The 25,928-nt window shown below is 58.9% G+C and carries 22 protein-coding genes; 3 read left to right on the plus strand and 19 right to left on the minus strand.

Annotation, left to right across the window (positions count from 1 at the left end; genetic code table 11):
* The first annotated feature begins 250 nt into the window (after positions 1–250).
* Both E0E20_RS04730 and E0E20_RS04735 read left to right on the plus strand, forming a co-directional pair.
* Positions 251–2,128: a sensor histidine kinase gene (locus E0E20_RS04730; RefSeq protein ID WP_130837059.1), complete on the plus strand. Its 1,878-nt coding sequence runs from the start codon at positions 251–253 to the stop codon at positions 2,126–2,128.
* Between the two features lie 37 nt (positions 2,129–2,165).
* A complete protein-coding gene (locus E0E20_RS04735; RefSeq protein WP_130837060.1) occupies positions 2,166–3,719 on the plus strand; it encodes a helix-turn-helix domain-containing protein in 1,554 nt (517 codons plus the stop codon).
* 32 nt (positions 3,720–3,751) lie between these two features.
* On the opposite strand, the gene E0E20_RS04740 is transcribed toward E0E20_RS04735, so the two are convergent.
* The 5 genes from E0E20_RS04740 to E0E20_RS04755 all read right to left on the minus strand — a co-directional run bounded on the left by E0E20_RS04740 (position 3,752) and on the right by E0E20_RS04755 (position 7,835).
* Entirely contained in the window at positions 3,752–4,093 is a 342-nt protein-coding gene (locus E0E20_RS04740) for a heavy-metal-associated domain-containing protein (RefSeq protein WP_165443980.1), read from the minus strand.
* Positions 4,056–4,325, minus strand: coding sequence for a hypothetical protein (locus E0E20_RS13865; RefSeq protein ID WP_165443981.1), 270 nt, complete (start codon positions 4,323–4,325; stop codon positions 4,056–4,058). The genes E0E20_RS04740 and E0E20_RS13865 overlap by 38 nt, the downstream gene beginning before the upstream one ends.
* 209 nt (positions 4,326–4,534) lie before the next feature.
* A complete protein-coding gene (locus E0E20_RS04745) occupies positions 4,535–5,926 on the minus strand; it encodes a uracil-xanthine permease family protein (RefSeq protein ID WP_130837062.1) in 1,392 nt (463 codons plus the stop codon).
* Positions 5,927–6,223: 297 nt separating this feature from the next.
* Complete coding sequence (locus tag E0E20_RS04750; RefSeq protein ID WP_130837063.1) at positions 6,224–7,111, minus strand: class B sortase; 888 nt, start codon at positions 7,109–7,111, stop codon at positions 6,224–6,226.
* Positions 7,086–7,835, minus strand: coding sequence for a hypothetical protein (locus E0E20_RS04755; protein ID WP_130837064.1), 750 nt, complete (start codon positions 7,833–7,835; stop codon positions 7,086–7,088). Before E0E20_RS04755 ends, E0E20_RS04750 begins: the two co-directional genes overlap by 26 nt.
* Positions 7,836–8,110: 275 nt before the next feature.
* On the opposite strand from E0E20_RS04755, the gene E0E20_RS04760 reads away from it, so the two are divergent.
* A complete protein-coding gene (locus tag E0E20_RS04760; protein ID WP_130837065.1) occupies positions 8,111–8,722 on the plus strand; it encodes a TetR/AcrR family transcriptional regulator in 612 nt (203 codons plus the stop codon).
* Between the two features lie 19 nt (positions 8,723–8,741).
* Here the strand turns inward: E0E20_RS04760 and E0E20_RS04765 are convergent, their stop codons facing one another.
* Genes E0E20_RS04765 through E0E20_RS04830 form a run of 14 tightly spaced genes read right to left on the minus strand, consistent with a single transcriptional unit; the run spans position 8,742 to position 25,928 of the window.
* On the minus strand, positions 8,742–9,551 hold the full coding sequence (locus E0E20_RS04765; protein ID WP_130837066.1) for a DUF6062 family protein: 810 nt from the start codon (positions 9,549–9,551) through the stop codon (positions 8,742–8,744).
* 42 nt (positions 9,552–9,593) lie between these two features.
* Complete coding sequence (gene pdxR / locus E0E20_RS04770) at positions 9,594–11,156, minus strand: MocR-like pyridoxine biosynthesis transcription factor PdxR (protein WP_130837067.1); 1,563 nt, start codon at positions 11,154–11,156, stop codon at positions 9,594–9,596.
* Positions 11,144–12,373, minus strand: coding sequence for a glycosyltransferase family 4 protein (locus tag E0E20_RS04775; RefSeq protein ID WP_130837068.1), 1,230 nt, complete (start codon positions 12,371–12,373; stop codon positions 11,144–11,146). The genes pdxR and E0E20_RS04775 overlap by 13 nt, the downstream gene beginning before the upstream one ends.
* Before the next feature lie 55 nt (positions 12,374–12,428).
* Positions 12,429–14,273 (minus strand): asparagine synthase (glutamine-hydrolyzing), encoded by a 1,845-nt coding sequence (gene asnB / locus E0E20_RS04780; RefSeq protein ID WP_130837069.1) that lies wholly within the window; start codon positions 14,271–14,273, stop codon positions 12,429–12,431.
* Positions 14,274–14,276: 3 nt separating this feature from the next.
* Positions 14,277–15,434: a glycosyltransferase gene (locus E0E20_RS04785; protein WP_165443982.1), complete on the minus strand. Its 1,158-nt coding sequence runs from the start codon at positions 15,432–15,434 to the stop codon at positions 14,277–14,279.
* A 7-nt stretch (positions 15,435–15,441) separates the two neighbouring features.
* On the minus strand, positions 15,442–16,353 hold the full coding sequence (locus E0E20_RS04790; RefSeq protein ID WP_165443983.1) for a glycosyltransferase family 2 protein: 912 nt from the start codon (positions 16,351–16,353) through the stop codon (positions 15,442–15,444).
* 13 nt (positions 16,354–16,366) lie between these two features.
* A complete protein-coding gene (locus tag E0E20_RS04795) occupies positions 16,367–17,929 on the minus strand; it encodes a cellulase family glycosylhydrolase (RefSeq protein ID WP_165443984.1) in 1,563 nt (520 codons plus the stop codon).
* Positions 17,889–19,262, minus strand: coding sequence for a UDP-glucose dehydrogenase family protein (locus E0E20_RS04800; protein WP_130837073.1), 1,374 nt, complete (start codon positions 19,260–19,262; stop codon positions 17,889–17,891). The genes E0E20_RS04795 and E0E20_RS04800 overlap by 41 nt, the downstream gene beginning before the upstream one ends.
* A 1-nt stretch (position 19,263) precedes the next feature.
* Positions 19,264–20,079 carry a ChbG/HpnK family deacetylase gene (locus tag E0E20_RS04805; RefSeq protein ID WP_130837074.1) on the minus strand — a complete coding sequence of 272 codons (816 nt, stop codon included), beginning with the start codon at positions 20,077–20,079 and terminating at the stop codon, positions 19,264–19,266.
* Positions 20,076–20,858, minus strand: coding sequence for a glycosyltransferase family A protein (locus E0E20_RS04810; protein WP_130837075.1), 783 nt, complete (start codon positions 20,856–20,858; stop codon positions 20,076–20,078). Before E0E20_RS04810 ends, E0E20_RS04805 begins: the two co-directional genes overlap by 4 nt.
* A complete protein-coding gene (locus E0E20_RS04815) occupies positions 20,855–22,360 on the minus strand; it encodes a lipopolysaccharide biosynthesis protein (RefSeq protein WP_130837076.1) in 1,506 nt (501 codons plus the stop codon). The genes E0E20_RS04810 and E0E20_RS04815 overlap by 4 nt, the downstream gene beginning before the upstream one ends.
* The gene (locus tag E0E20_RS04820) at positions 22,344–23,045 is read right to left on the minus strand and encodes a VanZ family protein (RefSeq protein ID WP_165443985.1); all 702 of its coding nucleotides are present in this window, start codon (positions 23,043–23,045) and stop codon (positions 22,344–22,346) included. Before E0E20_RS04820 ends, E0E20_RS04815 begins: the two co-directional genes overlap by 17 nt.
* Complete coding sequence (locus E0E20_RS04825; protein WP_165443986.1) at positions 23,012–24,307, minus strand: O-antigen ligase family protein; 1,296 nt, start codon at positions 24,305–24,307, stop codon at positions 23,012–23,014. Before E0E20_RS04825 ends, E0E20_RS04820 begins: the two co-directional genes overlap by 34 nt.
* Positions 24,267–25,928 (minus strand): polysaccharide biosynthesis tyrosine autokinase, encoded by a 1,662-nt coding sequence (locus E0E20_RS04830; protein WP_130837079.1) that lies wholly within the window; start codon positions 25,926–25,928, stop codon positions 24,267–24,269. Before E0E20_RS04830 ends, E0E20_RS04825 begins: the two co-directional genes overlap by 41 nt.

Genomic DNA, 25,928 nt, shown 5'->3' on the forward strand with positions numbered 1-25,928 from the left:
CCTCCTGCCGCTCCCGCGGCTCCTGTCTGCAACCCAGTCCAAGAGAATCAGACTTGCTGGTTGCCTCTTCTGATTCTCTCCTGACCCTCTTCCGAGTCTTTTCCTTTTTCTGACTTCCGGGCTGCCGGGCGCCGGCCGCTCCCTTGCGTTTCCACTGACTACATTATAAAATGAGAACAGTTTTCACGGTGGCACAATTCTTCGATGTTTGTGTATTTTTCTTATTTTCGTGGAGTGGAGGGGCATCTCTGTGGGCAAACTGCATCTCAATTCCTACTCCTTCCGTGGAAGGCTCCGTCGCTTTTTTTATCTTCTCTACCTTGTGTTGATCGTAGTCCTCCTGATTTATACGTTCTACATCACAAGACTCCTGCTCCGGAATGCCTCCACACAGCAACGGCAGTCCCTGCATCTCTACTGTGAACAGACGGGAGAGTCCCTGAAGGATCCGAAGACCTATCTCCTGAACCTGAATTCCTACAGCCTCGATCTCAGTGTGGCTGCCACGCGCTCCCGGCAGGAGGAGATCTATAACAACCTCATCAACATACGCAACCTCTTCCAGCAGAACGTACCGTCCTTCTCCATGATCGGCGGCTTCTATGCCTATTTTCCGAGGAATCAGGCCTTCGTGGAATCCAACGGCAGCGGCTACAACTCCGCTGACCTGTTTCCCGCCTGGCTGCGGACGCAGCTCCGGGAGAATGCTGATTTGGCAGAGAAGCTGCAGAATGAAAATTCGCGCTGGGTTCCGGTCAGTTATCAGGAACAATGGTATTTTGTCCTGCTGTGCAGACAGAATGAGAGCTATGTCGGTGCTTTCATCGATTCCGATTCGGTGACAGACCGCTATGAAAAATCCGGAGGAGCCGGCAGCATCACATTCTTCACCGACAAAAACGGTTGCACTGTCTGTGTCAATGGCATATCTGAGGAAGAGCAGACATCCGGGTCTGATATGGCGGAAACACTGACATCCGCAGAAGGACGGATCCTCCCCGCTGAAGTTGCACTTTCCCGTACCCTGGAAAATTTTCAGGTTCTGTCTGTGAATGGCACGCGGTATCTGGTGCAGAGTGAGCCAACCGGTTTCAGTGATCTCTACCTCACAGTCATGACCCCCTACACCAGTATCACCGGAAACTTTCTCGTGGCTCTGAAGCTGCTGCTCTTCCTGTTCGTCCTCTCCCTCGCCGTGTTCTTTGCTGCCATCCGCTGGTCCGTCCGGCAGCTCGCAAAGCCGGTCGATCTCCTGCAGGAAACCACCTCTGCCATCTCCGCAGGAGACATTCACCGCCGGATTGATACGTCCACGATGCGGGCAGAAGAATTCATTGATATCGGAAACGCCTTCAACAGCATGGTGGATACGATGGAACAGCTCCGAGTCGATGCCTATGAGAACGAACTCGAACGGCGTTCCCTGGAGCTCAATCTGCTGAAGTCCCAGGTCTCACCCCATTTCTTCATCAACTGCCTTGGACTCATAGATCTGATGGCGGACGGGACGACTGAGCACAGTGCCATCATTCATCAGATGATCGAGCGGCTCTCCAGGCATCTGCGCTACATACTGCGAGCCAGAAACCGGGTCCCCCTGTCGGAGGAGCTGGAATACGAGCAGAACTACACTGAAATGACGCGCCTGCGTTTCCCCGGCTGTCTCACCGTTGTCTTCGACATTGCTCCGGGTGCAGAGAACGCGGAGGTCTTCCCGATTCTGCTCATGAATTTCACGGAGAACACATTCAAGCACAATCTTGTCATGGGGGAGCCTCTCTCCCTGACCGTCCGGGCCACCGTGGAAGAGAGTAATGGAGAACGGAGGCTGCATCTGATCCACATCGACTCCGGAGAAGGTTTTGCCGCCGATTTCCTGGCAAAATTTAATGAGCTCGCAGCATCCGACAAGCCGGACTGGTCAGCACAGATGGAGGGCTTCCACATCGGAAACTGGAACGTGATCCGGCACCTGAAGCTCGTGTATGGAGAGACCGCATCCATCCGCTTCTCCAATAAGCCGGGTTCCGGCGCGCGCATCGATATTGACATTCCGTATCGGGAATACCAGCCGGAGGTGTCGCCATCCGCGGAATCACACGAAGCACGATGGCAGACTTACGACTGAGACATAATGCTCCGGAAAGCACAGAGGAAACAGAATTATGACTCTTCTTCTTGTAGATGATGAATATCTGATGGTGGAAGCCATCCGGAAACGGATTGAAGATCTGCATATCCCGGAGCTTACGGAGATCCGTACCGCTTACAGCGCGGAACAGGCAAAGCGGGTCTACGCCGCAGAGCCGGTGGATATTCTGGTGACAGATGTCGCGATGCCGAGGGAGGACGGCCTCTCCCTGGTGAAATGGGTGCGGGAGCAGGGCTCCCCGTCCGTCAATCTGCTGCTCACCGGACATGAGGATTTTGTCTATGCAAAATCTGCGATTCATCTCCAGTGCTTCCGCTATATTCTGAAGCCGATCAATGTCGATGAACTGGCAGAGGCTCTCCGCGATGCGGCAGCTCTGTGCCGAAAACAGCAGGAGGAGAAGAATGCATCCGCCTCCGCCGTGTCCGACCGCATCGACAGATTCTGGCAGGAGATGCTGTCCGGCGGGCTGCATCCCGGATCCGAGGATGTGAACCTGCGTCTTGCCCAGATCGGGCTTGGTGAAGGGTACACTGCTTTTGACTTCTGCTTCACGCTTCTCCGGGTGCAGCCTCTGCGCGGCGATGCCAGGGATATCCTGCAGAGTGTCCCTGCTTCGGAGCTGCATCGTGTCGTCCGTTCCGTTTTTCAGAAACAGCTGCATTTTGTCACGCTGCAGCTGGGTTCCTACATCCTGATCTCAGACCCTGCAGAGGAGGCCGGCACTCTGCCTCTGCTGGACAGGACACTGGAGCTTCTGACAGAGAGATGGCCGGACTGCCGTTTCGTCCTGTATACGATGGATTCCATGCCGGGAGGGGCCGCCTACTATGTCTGTGAACTTCTGGAGCGCTGTGCCGCAAGCTTCATCGCGACAGAGAATGCCGTGATCGCGGAGGATGAGCTGCAGAAGCTCACCCGCCCCGTCTCCGATATCGCGCTTCCGACGGCAAAATGGGCCGATTGGCTGCTGGCCGGAAGGATAGACGATATCCTCATGGAACTGCGGGCAATTCTGCTCCACGAGGGGCGCATTCTGTCCTCCAGGCGCCTCACCTGCATCTATTATGACTTTCTGAATATGACATTCCGTGTTATGGCGGAGAGGCATATCGGCATCTCCACTCTCTCCGTCCACGCCAATATAGTAGAGACTACCTCCTCCGCGGAAAATCTGCTGCACTGGGCTTCTCGCATTCTTGCCAGTGTCACGCAGGCATCTGCGAAGAGTGCATCTTCCGATTCCGTCATACAGGCGGCAAAGCAGTATATATCACAGCACCTCGACGATCCCGACCTGTCCCGGAACAGCATCGCCGGGGAGATCCATATATCGCCCGATTATCTGTCCTATCTCTTCCACAGAGAGACCGGAACCGTGCTGTCCTCCTACATCACGGAACAGCGCATTGAGGCATCAAAAAAGCTCCTGCGCACAACGCAGGAACCTCTGACAGACATTGCTCTCGCCGTCGGCTACGCCGACAGCACCTACTACTGCAGGCAGTTCCGAAAAGTGACCGGTCAGACACCGGGAGCCTACCGCAGCAGCATGAAAAAGAAGTGATTGACTCCAGACCAGCGAACTTGCAGCCCGCCTCATCGACGGCCTTGCTGATCTCCGCCTCCGGAACGTCCCTGCTCGTCGGGTTCTGACGTATAGGCGATCCGCACTTCTTCGATCGTGAAATCCGCCACGGCATCCGCAATGTCAGGAATCTTCTTCAGAGCCGTGCTCACGTGTCTTTCACAATTATGGCACATCAGGCCTTTCACCGTTACGGTTCCGGTGTGCGCCCCGGCGGGAATCCGAAGCTGCGGAGCAGGTTGTTCCGAACCGGCTGCCGATGCCTGCGGCGATCTCTCCACCGGGCACTGCTGCGCACTGTCCGAAGAACTGCTCTTATCGGATGCCTGCACGGATCCGGCGGCCTGTGCCATGCCTGCTGCCTGCGCGGATTCTTCCCCCGGACTGCACGAGAGCACTTCCATCGTCCGGCAGCGCCCTATGGCGGAGCGGTCGGTCATGCGACGCGTCATGCACCTTGAAGAGATTCAGGCGCAGCGCATTCCTGCAGACGGTGAAGCTCGAGATAGTCATGGCCGCGGAGACGATCATCGGATTGATGCGGACATTCGGGTACACGCCTGCGGTGACCTGGATGAGAATCACGTTGCCTTCTAAACGGGAAATGTTTCAGATTTGCTTAAGAACGTGCCATAATATTGACACTACCGGGCGGACTCCGGACTTGCACCGGTTAGAAACGTGCGCCGCCGGGCGCACACAAAAAAACGGCGTCCCCGTTTCCCAATTTTATGAGAAACGGCGGACGCCGCCTGCCTGTTCTGTATTCGCCTGTATGACATTCCCGTCAGCGCTTAATGCTTCTTTCCCTTTCCTTCCTCCGCCAGATTTTCCCCCTGCGCAATCTGGAAGTCAACGCCGGTATCGTTCGGTGTCTCCTCCATAAAATTGTAATCCTTGCCGGGCAGAATCGCATTCAGCATGATGCCGACAAAGGAACCGACCGCAAGACCGGAAAATTTCAGGGCGACGCCGCCGACCGTGAAGCCGACCGAGCCGGCCGCGCTGTAATTGATTCCGATCGAGAGCACGAGAATCATCGCTGCAATGATGACGTTGCGGGTTCTTGTGAAGTCCACATGCGTCTCGACGATATTGCGGACACCGACTGCGGAAATCATGCCGTACAAAACCAGAGAAATACCGCCGATGGTCGCCGCCGGCATTACCTCGATGATGGCCGAAAACTTGGGGCAGAATGAGAGAATGATCGCGAACACGGCCGCAAGGCGGATTACACGGGGATCATATACGCGGGTCAGCGTCAGCACGCCGGTATTCTCCCCGTAGGTTGTGTTGGCCGGAGCGCCGAAGAGAGAAGCTACCGTTGTCGCAAGGCCGTCTCCGGTCAGCGTTCTGTGGAGGCCGGGATCCTTGATGTAATTCCGGTTGACCGTAGAGGAAATGGCCGAAATATCGCCGATGTGCTCCATCATCGTCGCAAAGGAAATCGGAACAATCATGATCACCGAGGAGAGCAGCATCGAGGTATCGGCTTTGCCGCTGCTCCAGATGCCGAAAACCGTGCGGTTCCAGTCGAGAGGGAGGCCTACCCACGCCGCCTCGCGGACCGGCGTGAAGTCAATAATGCCCGCAAATGCCGCGACCAAATAAGAGCCCAGCACGCCGAGGATGATCGGGATGATCTTGATCATTCCGCGGCCCCAGATATTGCAGATGATGATAATGAAAATCGCGACCAGCGCCACGCCCCAATGCGTCGAGGAGTTGTTCACCGCGGACTGGGAGAGATTAAGGCCGATGGCAATGATGATCGGACCTGTGACGATGGGCGGGAAATAGCGCATAACCTTTTTCGCACCGAACACCTTGAAAAGAGCGGCAAGAATAAGGTACATCAAGCCTGCGACCGCTACGCCGAAGCAGGCGTAGGGAAGAAGCTCCGGCTCCTTGTTCGGCGCAATGGCCGCATAACCGGCAATGAACGCAAACGATGACCCCAGAAAGGCCGGCACCTTTTTCTTGGTGATCGCATGAAACATCAGTGTGCCGATTCCGGCGAACAGGAGCGTCGCGGACACGCTGAGGCCGGTCAGAACAGGCACAAGCACCGTCGCGCCGAACATGGCGAACATATGCTGAAGACCGAGAATCCCCATCTTTGCAGTTCCCAGTGCTCTGGCGTCGTAGATCGGCTGATCGCCGAGCTTTGCTCTACTACTCATAACTTACACCCTCTCTTTCTGTTTCGGAACATACAGAAACTGCACATGCCGACATCTCGCGCAGCGCGCTCGTAACCTCGCTCGACGGCGGCGGCCGGCGCTGCGGCAGTGCATGGCTCTTTGCCCGCACAAAAAAACACGTGCAAGGAAGCGATTTCTTTGCTTCCCGACGTGTTTTATCTTTGCTTTTGGTCCGCTGGCGAGCGCAGCGCAGCTTTAATTTTCATGCTCTCTTCCGGCCTGTGCAGTGACGTGATCCGTTATCCTGTCCTATTCTAGCGACAGACTCTCGTCCCGTCAAGGAGAAATATGCCGTCCGATCAGCGCCGCGTGTACGAGAAAACGCTCCACATGCCTTGAACCGGAGCAGGTAGAGAGCGTCAGCAACCTGGGTCTCGCATGGAAATCGATCTCTTCCTCCGGCTTGTACAGCGACCGTTCGCGGATTTTCGCAAGATAGGCATCATACCCCTCTTCGCCATCAAAGCCCGCGTAGCTGTCGCTCGCGTAATCCGTCACATAGCAGGAAAAAATCTCATACTTCAACACCGCATCCGGAGTATAGAAATAGCAGTAGGGATCCGACGCACAGAGCTCCGGCTCCTGCACAAAGCGCTTGAGGCTCCCGAACATCGTTCCGTTGCGCATATTGTGGCCAAAGACAAACGTATTCGCATCCGATAAATCCTGTGAGGCCGTATAATCGAGAAAAATAGCTCCCGCCGCATTACGGGTGCCCTCAAAGGTCGTCGTCAGATAGGTATCATAGTCCTCCGCGGCAACCACCGGGTAGCGCAGCTTCAGCGCCGGCACATAGAGAACACCGAGGAAACGGCTGTTGATCCGTCTGTATTCCTCGTAATCTATCACAAAGTCGGGATAGCGGAACTCTGTCTCCACACCGGCCCAAGGCCCGTCCTCTGCGGGTTCGGAGGCTTCTCCTGTCGCCGCCGGTGCCGCCGGCTCCTCCGGCAGACTTTCTCTCGCCGTCACCAGCGCGTCCAGCGACGCATATTCCGCCTTCGCCGCCTGATACTCATGCTGCATGCAGAGCAGCCAGACCGCGCCGGTCACAATAAGGAGCACGCCGGCCGCCGGAACAAAAACGCGGAGAAAGCCGCGGGGCCTCTCCGCTTTCCTCCGAGCAGCCCTCTCCTCCTTATTCTCCGGTTTCTCTGCTGTCATCAAAAAACTGCTCCGTCCGGTTCACTTCCTCCGCCGCGCGGTTCACGGCATCCTGCACCGTCTCCATCGCATCGTCCGCGACAGCCGCGGCAGCAGACGCCGCCTCTTCCGCTTTCTGCTCGAAAGCCTCTGCCGCGCCGTTTTCGCCGGCCGGCTTCTCCGCCTCCTCCTGCTTCTCCCGGCAGGTCGTATCAACGGTGCTGTATGTCTTTTCACCCTTGCTCAGAATATCCCGCACCTGTCCCGCGGAATCCACCATGGTATCCCGGAAACGCACCGCAGTCTCTCCCATGACATGAAGAATATCCTCGCCCTTTGGCCCGATGTTCTCGCGGACCTTCGGCATTACATCCTTTTTCACCTTTTCCGCCGCGGCATCGGCCCCCGCTTTCAGCGTGGTATATGCGCGCGCCGCAAGCGCTGCTGCATCCGCCGCCATACTCTGCGCTGCGGATTCCGCCGATGCCTTTTCGCTGTCCGGGGTCTCCTCTTTCTTTTCCTCTGCACACCCCGGACCCTCATCGGCAGTGTCTGCGCTCTCTCCAAAAGCCGTCCGGTTCTCCTCAGCCGGCTCTCCGGCATCCGGTGCTGTCTTCGCGTCCGCAGTCCCCTCTCCGGTGACGCCCTCCGCTTTCTTCTCCGAATTTTTCAGGTATCCGTACACACCTGCTGCAGCTGCGCCGAAGACGGCGGCTCCCAAAAGCAATCTGCTGATTCTGCCCATTTTTTACATCCTCCTCTTCCCTATGCGGCACACACGGCGGATATTCTTCATCCGAAAGACACCGCCCTGCGGTCTGTAACATTGTATTTATCTTACTCTATTTTCAGACAGAATAAAATGACGGGGCTATAAAATATTGATAAACGAAACATGAACAGAAGGGGCCGCCGGGAGGTGCCGCACAGATACGCTTGAAAGCGCGCGCCCTCCATGCTATATTAGATTTCAATAGACCGATTCGGTCAATGAATGCCGTGACGGTATGACGATCTGCTATGAACGAAAAATTTTACGATCTCAAAAAAGAAAAACAGGACCGTATCATCAACGGCGCACTTAAAATTTTTGCGCTGAACGGCTATAAGCATGCCAGCACCGACGATATCATCGCGGAAGCACGGATCAGCAAGGGGCTGCTCTTCCATTATTTCGGGAGCAAGATCGGTCTCTATGAGTTTCTGTTCGGCTACGCCTCCCGTTTTGCCGTCGTCGAGCTCCGCTCTGGCGTCTCGCGGAGCGAGCGGGATTATTTTGAGATCCAGCGGCGCATCACGGCCTCCGAGGCTGCGCTCGAAGTCCAGTATCCTTATATCACCATGTTCCTCGACTCTGTACTCCGCGAGACCTGCGAGGAAGCGCTTTCCGCCATCGCTGATTCCCGCACCCTGGTGGCGCTCTGCTACGAGGAGCTCCTTTCCGCCGCCGATCTTACGCTGTTTCAGAACGAGGACGACGCCGATAAGCTGACCCAGATCATCTCCTACACCAAGCAGGGACTTCTCCGCGCGCATCTGGGCGATCCGCTGTACCGCCCGAAAGATATGGAGGACGAGATCGACAACCTCCTCGATTTTCTGCGGGCTCACTTTTTTGCCCGCGAGTCCTGACCTGACGCCGCCCCGGGCGTCACTTCTTCATCCGGTGGGGCGCATCCGCGGGATACCCGCCTTTCAGCTTCTGCATGCCCCTCTGCAGCGCATCCCTTGAATTTTTCCAGTCCTTATCTGCATTCTGATAATCAAACTTTTCGATCATCCAGTCCACATCACCGGTCAGCCTTGCCAGATTATCCTGCATGAGACGGAACACGGCGCGGTAAAATTCCTCTCTCTCCGCCTCATCGAGGCAGCGCTGCGCGGCCTCGCAGAGATCGCCGAAATGCGGGATGCAGAACCCTTTTCCCTCTTCGATCTTCCGGCGGAACTCCGGATCTTTCTGCCACAGATAAAAAAATGTCTCCACATATCTTTTCTTTGTGTTCTCGATCTGTCGGCATACGAAGCAGCTCTTCTCCCGCGCGGCGGTCCATGCCGCGACAGAATCACGACGTCCGACCGGAGCTCCTCCCGTCTCCTCCGTGCGGCTCCGGAGCTTCCGGAAAAGTCCTGCCGCACCCTCCGCGGACGTCTTTTTCCCCTCGGTCCGATGCGCTGCGATTTCCGCCTCCAGCTCCCGCCGCACCGCGCGCAGATGCGTGGAAAGAATCCATGCGCTCCCCAGCGCATTGCCATAATCGAACATCTGCTTGAAATGGCGGCGGCAGAAGCCCTCCCGGTCCGTCATGGCACGGATGTCCTGCTCCATATAGGAGGAGCTGTTTCCGAGTGTGAAATCCAGCGCGTCCTGTTCTATTTTGCGCTCTGCAAAGCAGAGCGGACATTCATCTCCCGCGGCGACCGCATCGTTCAGCGGAATGGTATACAATTTCTCTTTCATGATAATCCTCCATGCCGAAGCGCTCCCCAGCGAGGCGCGCGCTCACGACAGCCATATGCCTCTCAGTACACGCACGCCCTCCCGTATCTCTTCCGGCGAGAGCGCCGCATAACCGAGAAGAATCGCGGGATAACAGATCTGTTCCCTGGGAAGACGCTCCGGCGGCACAGCAAAGTTCTCCGAGAGCGGATAGATACGAACGCCGGCGGCACATGCCTCACGCTCCAGCGCTTTTTCTTTTTCCATACACTTCTCCGGCGGCATCTCCTGCCTCTCCCGAAGCAGGAGATGGAGCCCTGCGCCCTCCCCCAGCAGCGCAAAGCGGGAAGAAAAGTCCCGCAGCTCCCGTATCATGATGTCGTGCTTCATGCGGTACCGATTGCGCATCCGGTTGAGATACCTCTCAAAAAAACCGCCGCGGAGAAAGCCGTCGAGCTGCCTCTGATCCAGTCTCGAAACGGTCGATGAAAAAAAGCGGAAGCGCTCATGGTATACCCTCGCAAGAGCGGGCGGCAGAATCATGTAGCTGACCCGGATTGCCGGAGCGATCGCCTTGGAAAAAGTCCCGATGTAAATAACGCAGCCTGCCGTATCGGAAGCCTGCAGCGACGGAATCGGCCGTCCGCGGTAGCGAAACTCCGAGTCATAGTCGTCCTCGATGATCCAGCGGTCCCTGCCCTCCGCCGCCCACGACAGAAGCTCGAGCCGGCGCGCGATCGGCATCGTCACCCCGGTCGGATACTGGTGGGCGGGCATGACATAGGCCAGAGAGCAGTCTCCGCTCCTCAGGGAGGAAACCTGCATCCCGCTCTCGTCCATCCCCGCCGGAACAATGTGGTAGCCCACCGATTCAAAGATACGGCAGGCCCGGCGGTAGGTCGCATACTCCATGCCGATCCGCCTGTCTCCGCCGAGGATTTCCCGCAGAAGAAGCAGAAGAAAATCGTTTCCCGCCCCGATCACGATCTGCTCTTCCGAGCAGCACACGCCGCGCGACAGATACAGATAGCGCGCAATGGTTTCACGGAACGAAAGATCCCCGTTCGGCTCTCCCAGCGAGAACATCTCGGAATTGGCGTCCACCAGCGTGTTGCGGCTGATTCTCTTCCATGTCTGATAGGGAAAATGGGACATATCGATGCGGCGGGGCGAAAAGTCGATGCGCGGCCGTTCCTCCCGTTCTCCGCAGCGCTCCTCCCGCCGGGCTCCGGCTTCCTCCCGACGGGCGCCATTCTCCTCCCGTCGGAGGCCGGTCCCCTCCCTCCAGACACCATCCTCTTCCGGCGGCTCCGAGCTCTCTCTCCTTAGCCCGTCCCGTGCGTTTCGCTCTCTCTTCTCCGGAAAGGAAAAAAGATTCTCGATATCGCACACAAAATATCCCCGGTTTCTTTTCGGCTCGATATAGCCCTCCGAGAGAAGCTGGTCATAGGCGCTCTGCACCGTGCTGCGGGCAATCGAAAGGAATGAGGCGAGAGCGCGCGTCGAGGGGAGCCGTTCCCCCGGGCGCAGCCTCCCCTCACGGATCCCGTTCCTTATGAAAAGATAGATCTGTTCATAGAGACAGCTCCCGCCGGAGCTGTCCAGCGTGATATTCAGCTCCTGCATCCCTGCGCCCTGTCGTCAAATTCTCCACGGAAAAAGCGAGCATAGCCGTCCAGAAGCGCCCGGCTCGTCTGATCCCAGCTCAGCTCGCGGAGCACCCGGTTTCTGCCGAACTCTCCCATACGCCTGCGCCGCTCCGGGGCTTTCAGAAGAATTTCGATCTTGTCCGCAAGATCCTCCGCATTGTTCCGCTCGGCGTAGAGGGAGGCCTCCCCCGCGGAATAACGCCCCTCTTTCAGATCGAACTGCACGATGGGCTTTCCGAGCGCCATGTATTCGAGAATCTTGTTCATCGTGCTCATGTCGTTCATCCGGTTATACTCATCGCAGTTCACGCACACATCCGCCGTGTTCAGATATTCCAGCATCGGACCGTCGGGAATCCGCCCCGTGAATTCCACGCAGTCGCCAAGTCCCATTTCCTCCGCCTGACGCCGCAGCTCCTCGAGATGCGGCCCGTCTCCCACAACGCCCCAGAAAATATTGTTCTCATGCTCCCTGACATAGCGGGCCGCTCTGAGGAGGTACTCCACGCCCTCCTGCTGCCCGATCACGCCGACATAGCCGACCATATAGGGATAGCCCCGCCGGAGCTTCGGTACCGGCTCCACGATCCGCATGCGGCTGATCTTCGGCCCGCTCCGCAGGACGATGACCCGGTCCGGATCCATCCCGCCGCGCCGGATCGCGACCTCGCGGTAGCTCTCATTGGTCACAAAGGCAAAGGCCGCATGACGGTAGGTCTGCCGCTCCAGCCAGAGCTGGCTCCGGTAAAGCAACCCCGAGCTCCGGCCGAATTTCGCCTCAAAGAGCTCCGGACACACATCGTGATGATCGAACACGTAGCGGACGCCGCGGCGGCGGAACCATGACGCCACCATATAAATATCATCCGGGGGATTGCAGCCCTGTATGACGTCAAAGCCTACCTCGCGGTAAACCCGCCGCGCCAGTCTCAGCTCCTCGCGGAGCGCGCAGAAATATTCGCGGGCATAGCCGAACGCGCCGTTTCCCTCCGGCGGCATATCATGCCGGTAAATATGAACGCCCTCAAAAAGCTCATACTCCCTGCGGAAGTCCTTGCCCTTCGGGCAGATCACCGACACCGTATAGCCCGCGGCCGTCAGCGCCTCCGCCTCCTGCCACACGCGGGTGTCAAACGGCACCGGAAGATTTTCCACAATGATAAGAATTTTGCCTTGTTCCGTTTTCCGATTCATATTTCTCTCCGCCGGCGCCGAACTGACACCGGTTCCGCACTCCCTCCGGCCTGTATTAACCGGCCGTCACATCAAAGATCCGCATCCACTTTTCCAGACAGATATAGCGGAATATTCCGATATCGTCCCTGCCCGAAAGGAGCGTTTCCCAGTCGGACAAGAGCCGCTCCCGATCAATGTACTTCGCCGTCCGGCAGTCCTCTTCAAAGAGCTTCCGGTACTCTTCCTCATGCCGGCGGAGCCATCCGAGCTCGGGCGTGTAAAATCCGATCTTGTCCTTTCTTCTCCGTATGAGCTCCGGCATGTCCAGCGCCTTTCGCAGGATCGCCTTGGAATAGCCCCCCGCGATCTTGGCGTCCAGCGGAAGCTTCATGGAAAACTCCACAAGCCGCCAGTCCAGAAACGGCAGACGGTCCTCGATGGAGAACGCCATGGAATTCCGATCCACATAGCGCAGGAGAGCGGGCAGCACGATGCGCTCGAAATCATTCAGAAGAAAGCGCCCGCTGTCGCGGTAGCTGCTCCGCAGCTCCCTCTCCGCAAAGGAGAGCTGCAGATACCGCCGCTTGATGTCTCCCCGGCCTTTCCGTCCCGCGCCGAGGAACTGGCGGAGCATGCTCAGATCCTGCCGCAGAGAGGAATTGGCCTTGCGCATGTACGGGAGATAGAGGAACGCCTCGCGGAGCGCGGCAAGCGGCCTGCCTCCCCGCAGAAGCCGGCGGATGTAGTAGACTCTCGCCTTGCGGTAGCCGCAGAGCAGCTCGTCCGCCCCCTGCCCGTCCATCAGAACCCTCGCCCCCTGCTCGTGCGCCAGCTTCATAACCCGGTAGGAGGCGTACATACTGGTCGAGACAAAGGGCTCGTCCTGCATGTATATCAGATGATCCAGATCGCGGAACAGCGCCTCTCCGTCCGGCTCCGTGATATAGCTCTCGGCGCCGGTACGTTCTGTCACCGCACGGATATAGACGCTCTCGTCGCTGGGGCTGCCGGGATAGCAGGTCGAAAATGTCTTCTGCACACCGCCGTCCCCGAGCTGCCGCCGGATCTCACACACAATCGCCGAGGAATCAAGCCCTCCGGAAAGGCAGCTCCCCACCGGGACATCCGACCGCAGACGCAGGCGCACCGCGTCGCGAAAGAGCTCGCGGAACCGCGAAACCTTTTCCTCGCCCGCGCCCCCCGTCAGGACCTCCTCATACTCCAGCCGGTAGTAGGGCCGGAGCTCCCGGCTTCCGTCCGCGGACAGCTTCATCTGGAAGCCCTGCGGCAGCCGGTACACACCCTCCAGAAAGGTCTCCTCCGTGCAGTCCACAAAGCCGTTCACAAGATAATCCAGCACCGCGGCGTCATTGGCTTTCCGCGGGATCCCGTCCGCCCGGAGCAGAGCCTTGAGCTCCGAGGCAAAGACGAACGCTCCGGGAAGCTCCGTGTAATAAAGCGGCTTCACGCCGTAGCGGTCACGGGAGAGAAAGAGGCTCCTCTCCTCCCTGTCGTAGACCGCAAACGCCCAGAAGCCGTTGAACTTATTCTGACACGCCTCCCCCCAGCGGGAGAAAGCCGCAAGAACCACCTCCGTGTCGGTCCCCGTCACAAAGCGGCAGCCCTCGCTTTCCAGCTCCTCCCGCAGCTCGACATAATTGTATACCTCCCCGTTGTACGAGAGGATGTAGCGCCCGTCCGCACTCTGCATCGGCTGATGCCCCCGCGCCGTCAGATCGAGGATCGACAGGCGCACATGCCCGAGGCTCACGCCGCCGCGGCCGGATATGCTCTCCGAAAAGACGCCCTCATCATCGGGTCCCCGGTGCCGCTGCGCGCGGTTCATCTCCCCGACCGTATTCTCCCTGTCCCCCGGACAGCGCCCATGTAAATCATAAATTCCGCAGATACCGCACATAGCTCACATCCTGTCTCTTTTCTGCGCCCCGGTAAGCTCTGCCCCGGTAAGCTCTGCTTCAGTAAGCTCGCAGAACGCCGATGCCGTGTGTTCCCATGAAAAGCGATCCCGGAGGGTTTTCGCGTCGCGGGAGAGCTCTTCCGCAGACGGAGGCTCCGCCGTGATCCACTCCTCGATTTCCGCAAGGCTCCCGCACAGCCTGTGCCCCGACAGCCCCTGCAGCGTCACGGACGGGCCAAGGCCGGCAAACGCCGCCACGGAGGTTTCGTAATAGACGGCCTCCATGATCGCCATGCCGAAGATTTCCTCCCGGTTCGTATTGACAAAATAATCCGAGAGCACATAGAGCTTCCAGATCTCCGGAAAGGCGACCTGATCGATGATGCGCAGCTCTTTCTCCAGACCGTATTCCCGCGTCCTCTCCTCCATCGCCTCCCGGAGAGGCCCCCGTCCGACGATCAGGAGGCGGAAGCGTTTTCTGTCCCTGACATCCCGGAGGATTTCCAGAAGATCGAGCGGGCGCTTGTAATCCTCGAGCTTCGCAATGCAAAGGAGCACCACGTCCTCCGGAGCATAGCCGTACTCCCGGCGAAGCGCCTCCCGGTCGGCCTGTCTGAAATCGCTTTTGAGCGAGGCCTCATCGAGCCCCACCGGCGTGACCCGGATCTCGCTTTTCACCCCGAGACGGCGCAGCTCCCAAAGCGCCGATTCCGTTTTGGCAAGAACCGGCACCCGGCGATAGAGGCGCAGCGTCCCGCGGCGGAACAGCCAGTTCATGATATGCCCGTGCAGATTTTCGTAGACGCTGTGCGTCGTGCCCACGTAGGGCACAAAGACAATCCCGCGGCGCCGGCAGAAGCGGTACACATGAGGCAGAAACTGCTGCTGATCCGAAAAGCAGAGAAGACCGTCCATGTCTCCGTCCAGCACGGAGCAGCGAAGCCAGCCGTGCGCGCCGATATGACGGAGCGGAATATAACGGACGACAAGATTCTCAGCCGGCTCGCAGACCTCCGCGGGCTCCCCGCAGGGTACGCCCTTGTAGACCGTGACCGTATGCCCCATGCCCGCAAGCGCGCGGCCCAGACCGATCTCCTGACTGTTATAGAAGCCTCTTTTTCCGAAGCCATTTGTCATCGTGCAGAGAATACCCAGCTTCATAGCGAAATCACCGTCTCCCGTTCCCGGATAACGCCCTGACGCGCAGCGCATTCAGAAGCCCGAACGGAACCCTTTCCCGCCGCATGAGGCAAAGCACCTTTGCCGCCGTACCAGGGCCGAAGCCCTGACGGAGCGCCATGCGGGTAAATTTCCAGCCTCCCTGCGAAAGGCTCCTGTAATCCTTTTTGCTGAGATGATCAAGAAGAAAGCGGCAGTACCGCGCGTCCGCGTCCGCACTGACAAGAAATGCCGCCGCATCCTGCGAGCGGCTGAGCGAGGCCCCGCTCGTCGTAATGCAGTACACCACATCCGGAAAGGCCTCAATGCTGCGGGCAAAAAAGCCGCTCCTTACGGAAAACATGACGTCCTCCGACACCCGGATCGTGTCGAAGCGGATCGCATGCCGCTCGATCAGTCCGCGCCGGATCATCCGGAAGCAGGGGCCGTAGGTCTTATAGCGAAGCTGCAGCTCATTCCGGTGCGAGGGGCTGCGGACATAATCCTGCACCAGCCTCTCATAGCTCAGGTGCCGGTCCGCCGTCTGTTCCGTCCCCTCCAGAACGCTCGTGGGACAGAAGTAGACGATGTCCGCCGCGGACGAAAGATGCGCCGCAAAGCAGGCAAAGGCCCCGTCCGTGAAGAAGTCGTCCGAATCCGCAAAAAGCACCCACTTCCCCCGGGCCGCGTCGAGTCCCATATTGCGGGCAACCCCCGCGCCCTTTCCGGGCCCCGGATTTTCGAGAAAGACGCCGCCTCGCCGCTCTACCGTCTCCCGCAGCCGGCATATCTCATCCGCCGCCCCGCTCCGGTCGTCCACGACGATCAGCTCGATCCATGTCTCCTCCGGTATGGAGGAAAGAAGCCGCCCGATCCGGTCAAACGCCCGGTAATGCGGCACAATGATGCTAAGCTCCGGCATCCTCATCGCCTCCTCACGGCGTCTCCTGCGCGCGGCACGACAGCCCCTGCAGATAGGTCTGATCCTCCGCGCGTACAATAAAGCCCGCCTCCTCCGATGCCCCCGGAGCGATCTCGCTGTTCCACGAGAGCCCCGTGATCAGAAGACCGCTGTCCAGCGTCTGATACTCTGCACTCCAGCTTTCGGACAGCAGTGCCTCCTCATCGAGCCCCGCCTCCGCCTGCCAGCCGGGCAACGTCGTTTTTCCGATATTGGTGACGCGGAGCACAAACTTCGTATAGCTCCTGCCGTCCTTTTCCCAGCAGTCCTCGGTCCGGAGCTCCGCGCGGAGCCGGCCCTCCTCATCCTCCGCCCGGATGCTCTCCTTTCGGAGCGGAGCCGTCCGACGGTGCGTGTACTTCTCCAGAAGCCAGCGCCCCTGCTCCGTCAGATCCTCCGGCGCGAGCGCCGTCATCTTTTCGCAGGAGGGCGCAAGGAGCGAGCTCGAGGCGGGCAGGTTGGACAGATTATAACACCCCCGCCCCACTAAGTAGCGGTCAAGGAGCGAAAGCCAAAGGTCCCCCTCCTTGCTGTTGACGGCTCCGTCTCCCGTCTGCTCGCTCAGGGCAAATTCCGAAACGATGACGGGAAACGACCGCTCCAGAGCCGCCTCGAGCTCCCTCTGACGCTCCTCCTTGTGGGACGCCGCGTAAAAATGATAAGCATAGAGCAGATTCTCTTCGGAAAGCGGCTTCTCCATCGCCTCCATGAGGCTCCCCGACCAGTCCGGCGTTCCCACAATGATCACGGCCTCCGGCGCATGCCGGCGGATCGCGGGGATGATCCTCCGGGCGTAGCTGCGGATATTGTCCCAGCTTCCGCCTCTCCCGTTCGGCTCATTGCATATCTCATACAGGATATTCTCCTGCCCGGCATACGTCCCGGACACAGCGGAAAAAAATTCCTCCGCCTCCGCCTGTCTTCTGCGCGGATCGCCGTCCTCCAGAACATGCCAGTCGACGATCACGTACAGGCCGAGCTCCGAGGCAAGACGTATCCCTCTGTCCAGCAGCTCCGCCGGAGCCTCTCCGTCCGGCGCCGTCACTCCCGAAAGTGCGCCCGGCGGCACGGCAATGCGGATCGTATTGACATTCCACTCATCCCGCATCCACGCAAAAATATCCCGGTTGATATAGCGGCTGTCCCAGCGGAAATCCACGAGGGCGACGCCCTGCATGAGAAAGCGCTCGCCGCAGCCGTCAAGAAGCGCCCCGTTCGTCACGCGGAGCGCTCCATGACGGGCAAACGGAGACAGCTCCTCCGCGGGTCTCCCCCGCCTGCCCGCAAAAAGCCATTCGCCGATGCTCCGATAAAATCTCGGGCAGTTCCCCGTCCGGAAGTCCGGATGAAAGCCTGAATAAAAGCCTGAATATCGAAGAAAAAGGATGAGTAGGGCCGCAAGGGCAAGCACCCCGGCAAGCCTCCGCCGCCGTCCGCCCGCAGACCGTTCCCGCGGGGAAGAGGAGCGCTCCGCCCCGGAGGCCCCCGGCGCGGAATCAGAAGTCGGTTTTTTCGATGTCTCTCTGTATTTTCTCATTCTGCTTCCGATTGACATTGATGTTTCCCCAGCTCAGCCCCTCATAATTGCCCTCATAGTCGAGCCGGTCATACTGGCGTACCAGATCCACAAGAATCCTGCCCGGGCAGTGTTCCGGAATATCCCGGAATTCCTCCTCCCGGTTGGCGATCACAATCACATCGCCGAACGCGAGCACCTCCTCCCGGTCGTCCGTGATCAGATCCAGAAGATAACCGTATTTCTTCTTCAGAAGCTCCGCGCCGACGCCGGTTTTCCACGCGCGGAAGACATTCCGGTCGTAGATGCGGACAAGGTATCCCTTTCCGAGCAGGCTCTGCACAATCTCCATGATCGGGCTGTAACGAAGATCGTCCGTTCCGGACTTGAATGCCAGCCCCATGATACCGATTTTTTTCTTCCCTTTTGACTCGATGATCCGCAGGGCACCGGCTTTCTGGATTTCATTGGACGCGTGAATGGAGCTGATCACCGGCGCGTCCACATACAGATCATGGGCCAGCGTCGTAAATGCGCGGAGATCCTTGGGAAGACAGGAGCCGCCGTAGGCAAAGCCCGGTCGGAAATAGTACGGGGAGATATTGAGCTGCGTGTCCCTGCAGAAAATATCCATCACCTTGGCGCTGTCGATATTCAGCTTTTTGCAGATATTCCCCACCTCATTGCCGAACACCACCTTGAGAGCATGGTAGGTGTTGTTGACATATTTCATCATTTCCGCGACTTCAATATCCGTCGAAATGAATTCCGCATCCATCGGCCGGTACAACTCGCGCAGCACGTCCGCCGCCCGTGAGCTTTTCGTTCCGACCAGCGTAAGGGGCGGATTCATGAAGTCCCTGACCGCGGACCCCTCGCGGAGGAACTCGGGGTTTGACACCACGGCAAAATCCCTGTTCGCCGTCTTTCCGGACACCTTTTCGATGATTTCCGTCACGTTCCGGTTGGTCCCCGGAAGCACCGTACTCCGGATCACCACGATATGAAAGCTCTTTTTCTTCCTGAGCGCATCCCCGATTTTCTTGGCCGCCTGACAGATGTAATCCAGATTGAGATGCCCGTGGCCGGTCGTCGGCGTTCCCACCACAATAAAGGTAATATCCGTGCCGAGAACTGCCTGCTCCGGATCCTCCGTCGCCGTAAGGCGCCCCGCCTCCCACTGCCCGCGTGTCAGCTCCTCGATCTTCTCCTCGATAATCGTCGGCATACCGCGGTTGATGAGAGCCACCTTTTCCGGCGAAATATCATAGCCGATGACATGATGTCCCATCGACGCGCAGCACACGGCGCCCACACAGCCCACATAACCAAGTCCGAAATAACTGATGTTCATTTTAATCCTCCTGCCGAAGCACCCCCGGCGAGGCGAGCGCCGCGTAGGTTGTCGTCCTCTCCGCCTGCTTCATAAGACGGGAAAGCCTGCTCTCCAGCTCCTCTCCGACGGCAAAGCCGTCGTCCGCAAACCGCTCCCTGTCCACAAGCACGCCTCTCCTGTCATAATCGGGATGAACCATGATTTCATTCACCCCCTCGTACAACGCCGCGTAATCCGTAATCCCGCCCATATGCCGCGTCGTCACAAAGCTCCCTGCCAGAGCGCGGTTATACCGTCCCCAGACGAAATTCCTCAGCAGGCCGTAATCCTCGGCGTTCTTATGCAGGCGGCACTTCTGGATCCCATATTCCCGCAGCACCTGCGCAAACACCGGCGTAAGCCGGAGATTTGTGTGCACATGATGATGGGAATCCGCGTGGCTTGGCTTCACGCCCTGCCCGAGCAGGCGCTTTGCCTGCGCCCGGAGCTCTCCGCGCAGCGCCTCTTTCTCCGCCCGGGTAAGCGGGATAAAATTGGTCCGCCTGTCCCGGAAATATCCGCTGAATTCCCAGCCGTTCCTCTCTCTGCGCACAAAGCGGCTGAAAGAGCACAGCTCTTTCGTGAGAGGGCGCCCCTCCGTCAGGTTGAAATGTATCCCGATTCTTCCGGCAAACTCCATATCGCCCCGGATCAGCCCCAGCGCCTCCGCCTCGGCCGCGCCGCCCGCCAGCATGGTCGTGTCGGTGATAAGTCCCCGACGGAACGCCTCATAAATCGCCCCCGTGCATGAGGCGCTCTGCCCGAAATCATCGGCGTTGATGATCACCGTGATCATAGTCCTGCTTCCTTTCCGTCCGGGAGCCTAATCTCACCAAATTCCTCCTCCAGACCGCTGATCGGAAGCCTACGCCGGAAGAACAGCTCCGCCCGCCGTTTCCAGCCGAGATCTCCTCCCCCCAGCCTCGAATGATTATCGCCGGTATCCTGCACATAGATCGTCGAAGGAAACGGGAGACGCTCCAGCGGCCTCCCCTGCGCCCGCAGAAGCTCCGGAACCTGCCGGTGCGGCCGGCGTATCACCCATTTCTCCCGCGGCGAGTCGTCCCAGAGATCCCGGGGCAGCTCCGGCGGGAGCTCCTCCGGCTCATAATGCACGATGGCGCAGGAACCGCAGACCCGGTGAGGCGCGCGGATCTTCCTGCAGCAGTCCGAGCCGTCGCGGTACAGATAGGCGCTGGCGGACAGAAAGCCGCTTTTCCCCGGATGCGCCGCGGCATAGGCCGCGATCCGGTGCGAAATGAGATCGTCAGCATCCACAAGCATCACATAGCCGCCGCCCAGCTCACGGACCCGGCGCGCGATCATCGACACCTTCCACCCCTTGTCCAGCATCATCTCCTCCCGCGAGGCCGGATACGGCGTCTCCGCGCGGAGGAACTCCACCCGCGGATCCGTGCGCAGCCCCTCCGGGATATCGTGGCAGGCCACCAGCACTTTGAATTCGGGCGACGTCTGCCGGCAGACGGAGCGGAGCGTCCGTTCAAACTGCGCGGACACGCGCCCCCAATCCCGGGAGACCGCCTTGGCCCGGAGCGGCACTCCAAAATAAATCATGACTTCCTCCATGGGAGCATCAGCACCCCGATCACGGCTCCGGTCACAAGGGCCCCCGCCCCCGCCTTGACGATGAGCGCCGTCCATGTGAGAGCCGCCGGCAGCGCCCGCGCAAGCAGCAGCGCCGCTCCCGCTCCTGCGAGGAACGCCGCGATGTGGCGCAGAATGACCGGATAGAACGTTGTGAGCTTCACCCCCATACAGTGCGCCGCGTAGAGCGGCGTATCGATGAAATGCACGCCGTTCAGCGCCAGCGTCGTCAGCACCACGGCGTAGGCCCCCATCTGCGTGCGGCGGAGCAGCAGATACATCGCCGCGACATTGGCCGCTCCCATCCCGAGGGTGATAAAGCACGGCACGCGGAGCTTTTTGGTCAGCGTAAATACGTAATAAAGAGGATTGACCACGCCGACCGAAACATCGCTCAGCAGAACAATGATGCAGAGCGTATAGATAAACGGAATATTCTGCTCCGGGATCCAGAGCGAGAGAAAATCCCTGCCGCAGACCAGAAACACAGCGATAATCAGGCTGCTGAACGCCCCGGTGAAGCGCATGGTTTTCTTATAGAGCGCAATCTGTTCGCTCCGGCGTCCCGCGGCATACAGCAGAAGCTGCTTCGGCTGAAAGGACTCGCTGACCCTCTTGACGAGGGAATAGCAGATCATTCCGATGTTTTTCGCAATGGAGATCTCTCCCAGCACCGTCGCGTTCAGGAGCAGATCCGTGATCAGCAGATCGAGGCCGCTGTTCAGCACGTCTCCCATATTGTTGAGAGAATTCCATATCCCCGCCGTCACCAGCTCGCGGACCGCCCCGAGCGAGCACGCCTCCCTGCGAAAACGCAGCTCCGGCGTGAACTTCCGCGTCACGCCCCGGTAGCGGACCAGCAGATAGAGAGATGCCGCGGCATAGGCGATTCCCACATACCACACGCGCGGCGCCAGCAGCGTGCAGAGAAGGAGCGCCGCGAGAGCCTGCAGGATATATCCCCCGCTCCGGATCCTCTCCGCAATATCGAGCCGGTTGGCAATGAACGCAGAGCTGTTATAGGCCGTCCGCAGGAGCGTCAGAAAGTAATTGACCAGAATGGCCGCAAACAGAATTTTCACATCCGTCCGAAGCTGCTCCGGAATCCGGATAAAATCCTGAAGCCTCGCGATCAGCGCCGTTCCGGGAATGAGGAGCGCCACGGAGAGCACTAGATTCCCCGCCGTCACGGAGGAGAAAAATTCATTCGCCCTCTTCTTCTCCCCCCGATGATAGGCGACGGAAATAAAGCGCGACGCATAAGTATTCAGGCCGATGGCGATAATATCGATGTAGCTGGTAAACGTCATCGCGAGCGAAACAAAGCCGTAGGCCTCCACCCCGATATTGCCCGTGATATAGGGCGTGATGAAAAAGTTCATGAGGTAGTTGATGAGGACCGCCGCAATGGACCAGACCATATTCATGAAAATAGCCCGTTCATCACCGCCGGACCTATCTTCTCTTCTCATGCACCACTCCCGAAAGGAGGCAGACCGCCCAGCCTCCGAGTGCCGCCCCCGCCGTGTTGGCGGCAATGTCCATGATATCGCACTGACCGAGCCTCAGCATAAGCTGCACCGACTCGATAAACGCCGAGAGCATCAGACCGCCGATGGCGGCAGGAACAAAATTTTCCGGCTTTTTCCTGTCAAGAAAGGTCACAAGCACGCCGAACGGGACAAAGAGCAGCACGTTCCGGAACGCATGCCTGAGCCAGTAGGACGAGAACGCCTCCGAACGCCCCGGGCCCGACAGGATATTCGTCATCCGTATCACTCTGTCCTGCTGCTCTCCGCGGGAGAGGAGCGTCAGCGAAAAGATCAGCGCGACATACAGCAGGAGAAACAGCAGAGCCTCCCGCCGGATTGTTTTCCCGGAACGAAGCAGCGTCGGAAGCGACCGAAAGAAGAAAAACGCCGAGCCGGCAACGAGAAGTCCCGTCAGCAGAAGCTCCGTGCCTCCCAGCAGGGCGGACAGGTACAGCACCGCGGCAGAGACGCCGCCGAAAATCACAAACAGCGTCAGTGCAATCGCAGGCGCCGCCCGGCGGTCACGGCAGCGCGAAAGGAGCTTTCCAAGAAAAATGAAATATCCGCACAGCAGAACAATTCCGCAGAGAATCAGCTGTGCCGGCTGTATGTCGTTTCGTCCCATATCCTGCGGATTCTCCCCCGGGAGGCAGGCTTCTGACAGGCCGCTCCCATCGCCATAAAGAAAAACAGCGTGAAATAATTGTAGGTTCCAAAGGCCCGCTCCGTGAGTCCGTGCATCATCGTATGGAGAAGAAAGGCGCTGCAGAAGAGGTACTGCGGTTCCGGCAGCTCCCGTATTCTCTTCGTCGCATCGAGGAGCATGACAAAATACGCCGCGATGCCGAAAAGCCCCGTGTTCAGCCAGAATTCCAGCAGAACATTGTGCGCCCCCGTCGTCATCATCGAGCCCCATGAATCCCGCTTGAAGCCGGAATGGTACAGGGCGACCGCCCGCGCATCGCGCCAGAACATTTCATAGCCGTAGCCGGTCCATGTATGTGTCTGCAGCATCATGGAAATAATGCGCCTCCATAATACCGTCCGTCCCGTCAGCGTCGCGTCTTTCCCGATGAGTGCAAAGGCCGGCCCGAAAACCGGCAGCAGCGTCAGGGCAAAGACGAGGAAGCCGACGCTCACCAGAATATACAGCAGTCCCGGCCGGAGTCTCCCGGAAACACCGCGCCGCTTTTCGATCAGCAGGATGTACCAGACCGGCACCACCGCAAACAGCACTGCGCCTGCCGCGCGGCAGGAGATCAGAAGCACAATCTGCAGCGCAAGAAGGGTAAGAAAAGGAATGCCCACCGGGCGTCCCTCGTCTCTTCGGATGCGGTAGAGAACCATCTGCATCAGGATCCCGCAGGAAAACTCCCCGGCCGCAGTATTTTTGGTCGGCAGAATCCCGATAAAGGCTCCGCTCCCGCGGTCGAAAGCCGTCTGGGGCGACACGGCGATCATCAGAATCGACGCAGCCAAAAAAAGAAACTGTGCATAACAGACCAGCTCCAGGAGCTCCCCCAGCTCATAGCGTTCCACCAGCCAGAGGGCAAAGAACACCGTGACGGAGAAGCGCAGACAGGTGATCAGCTGCGCCCCCGGATACCGCGTAACCAGCATAGATTCCAGAAAAAACACCGCCGTCAGCAGATAGACCGACCGATATCGGGGCCGCATACGGATAAGACGGAGCTCCTGGAAGCTCTCTCCGCTCGAAAGCAGCATGACGGCGGCCTGCAGGACGAAAGCGGCATATTCCGCTGCCGTCTCCGCCCCCTCGCCGATAAAGCCCGCATAACTCCCCGGAAAGCCCAGACTGACCAGTGTGACAAAGATGACGATCACATCATAAATTCGATTCTTTTCTGTCCGTGTCAGAGCGTTCATCCGCCTGCTTTCCTCCGGCATCCGGCCCTTTCCACGAGCCGTCCATTCCCATCCGGATCAGCGCATCCACCGCGTCCTCGTCGGAAATTGCCGCCGTGCTCTCCGGCTCCGGCGCCGTCTCATCCAGGCTGGCCAACGGATCGCGGTACGCCGTCCTGTGGTGCTCCTCCGGCCGGTACTCCTTTGAGAATCCCCCCATGGCTGCCTCCCGCAGCCTCTTCTCGCGCGCCTTTTCCGCAGCCTCGGCCGCTTCTGCCTCCAGGCGGTTCCGGGCGACGCTCACCGGCTGTCCGTTCACAATGCTGCCCAGCATGCGGATGCCGGATTTTTCAAGCTTCTCAATCGCATTCTCGATGTCTGTCAGCGTCGCCTGATCATAGCCGATCATGAACAGCGCCGCGTCCGCCACCTGATTGAGCGAAAGGACGTCCGAAACCTGGCCGACGGGCGAGCTGTCAATGATCACATACTCGTAGCGCGTCTTCATCATCTCAAGAAAGCTGAACAATGTTCCATCGAGCGTGACGGCATTGTGCTCCAGAATCAGGGGGAGCACATCGAGAAAGCCGTCCACGGTTACAATCGCCTCCTCCGGCGTCGCCTCTCCCTTATACAGAGCATTCAGCGAATGGCTGTAATCCGGAGCGGAAAGGAAAAGGCTGCCGAGGCTGGGCGCCCTTTTGTCCAGATCAACCAGCAGAACTCTGTGCTCCATCTCCGCGAGCCGCAGCGCGATATTGGCCGCCGCCGTCGTCTTGCCCTCACCGTCCATGGTCGAGGTGATATAGAAGCAGTGATGCTTTTTCTTTGAACCGAGGAGATTGCGGATGATGTATGCGGAAGCCGCAAAATTCTGTTCCACGGCCGCCCCGTGCCGGCCACCGGACGGCGTTCCCCGTCTGCCGGCCGTCGCCTCCCCTTTCGGAATGATTCCGATGGTCTCCATATTCAAAATCTCACCGACATCCTTCGTGTTGATCAGCGTCGGACGCATCAGCAGGTCAAGCAGAGCTACGCCGATCCCTGCGAGCAGACCCACGCCCGCCAGCACGCCGATCATCAGGTAGAACGAAGCGGCGCCGAGACGCCGGCCCGCCACCGGCTCGTCGATCACTGCCACCGAGCCCACCTTAAGCGTCTCCGGCAGGACCGTGCGGGAGACCTCGAGTATCGCCGTCATGAGCGAAACGCCCTCCTCCGCATTCTTCCAGTCGAGCGTGACCTCGATGATCTGCGTATCATTGTAGCGCGACAGCGTCATGCTTCTCGCCACATCTCTCGGAGAAACATCCCGGATCCCGGTCGCCGAAATGGCCTGCTTCAGGACTCTCTCACTCTTCATGACATAGCCGACCGCATCCGCCATATCCTCAGCCAAATAGAAGTCTCCGGTCGTGATCGTCTCATTGTTTGAGGTGAAGTTTCCGTTCATCACCTGCGCCGTCACGGCAAAGGAACAGGTGATCTCATAATTTCTGCTGTTCCCCCGCAGGTATGAGATCGCTGTCATGGCGGCGCCGGTCCCCATTCCGAGGATCGTCAGCGCAAGCATCAGCTTCCAGCGCTTCCCCATGGCATAAAGCAGATCTCCAATCCGAATTTGCACGCCGCTGCTGTTCAT

Origin of the sequence: Lachnoclostridium sp. Marseille-P6806 (genome assembly GCF_900625025.1) — a bacterium.
Lineage (GTDB): Bacteria > Bacillota > Clostridia > Lachnospirales > Lachnospiraceae > CAG-791.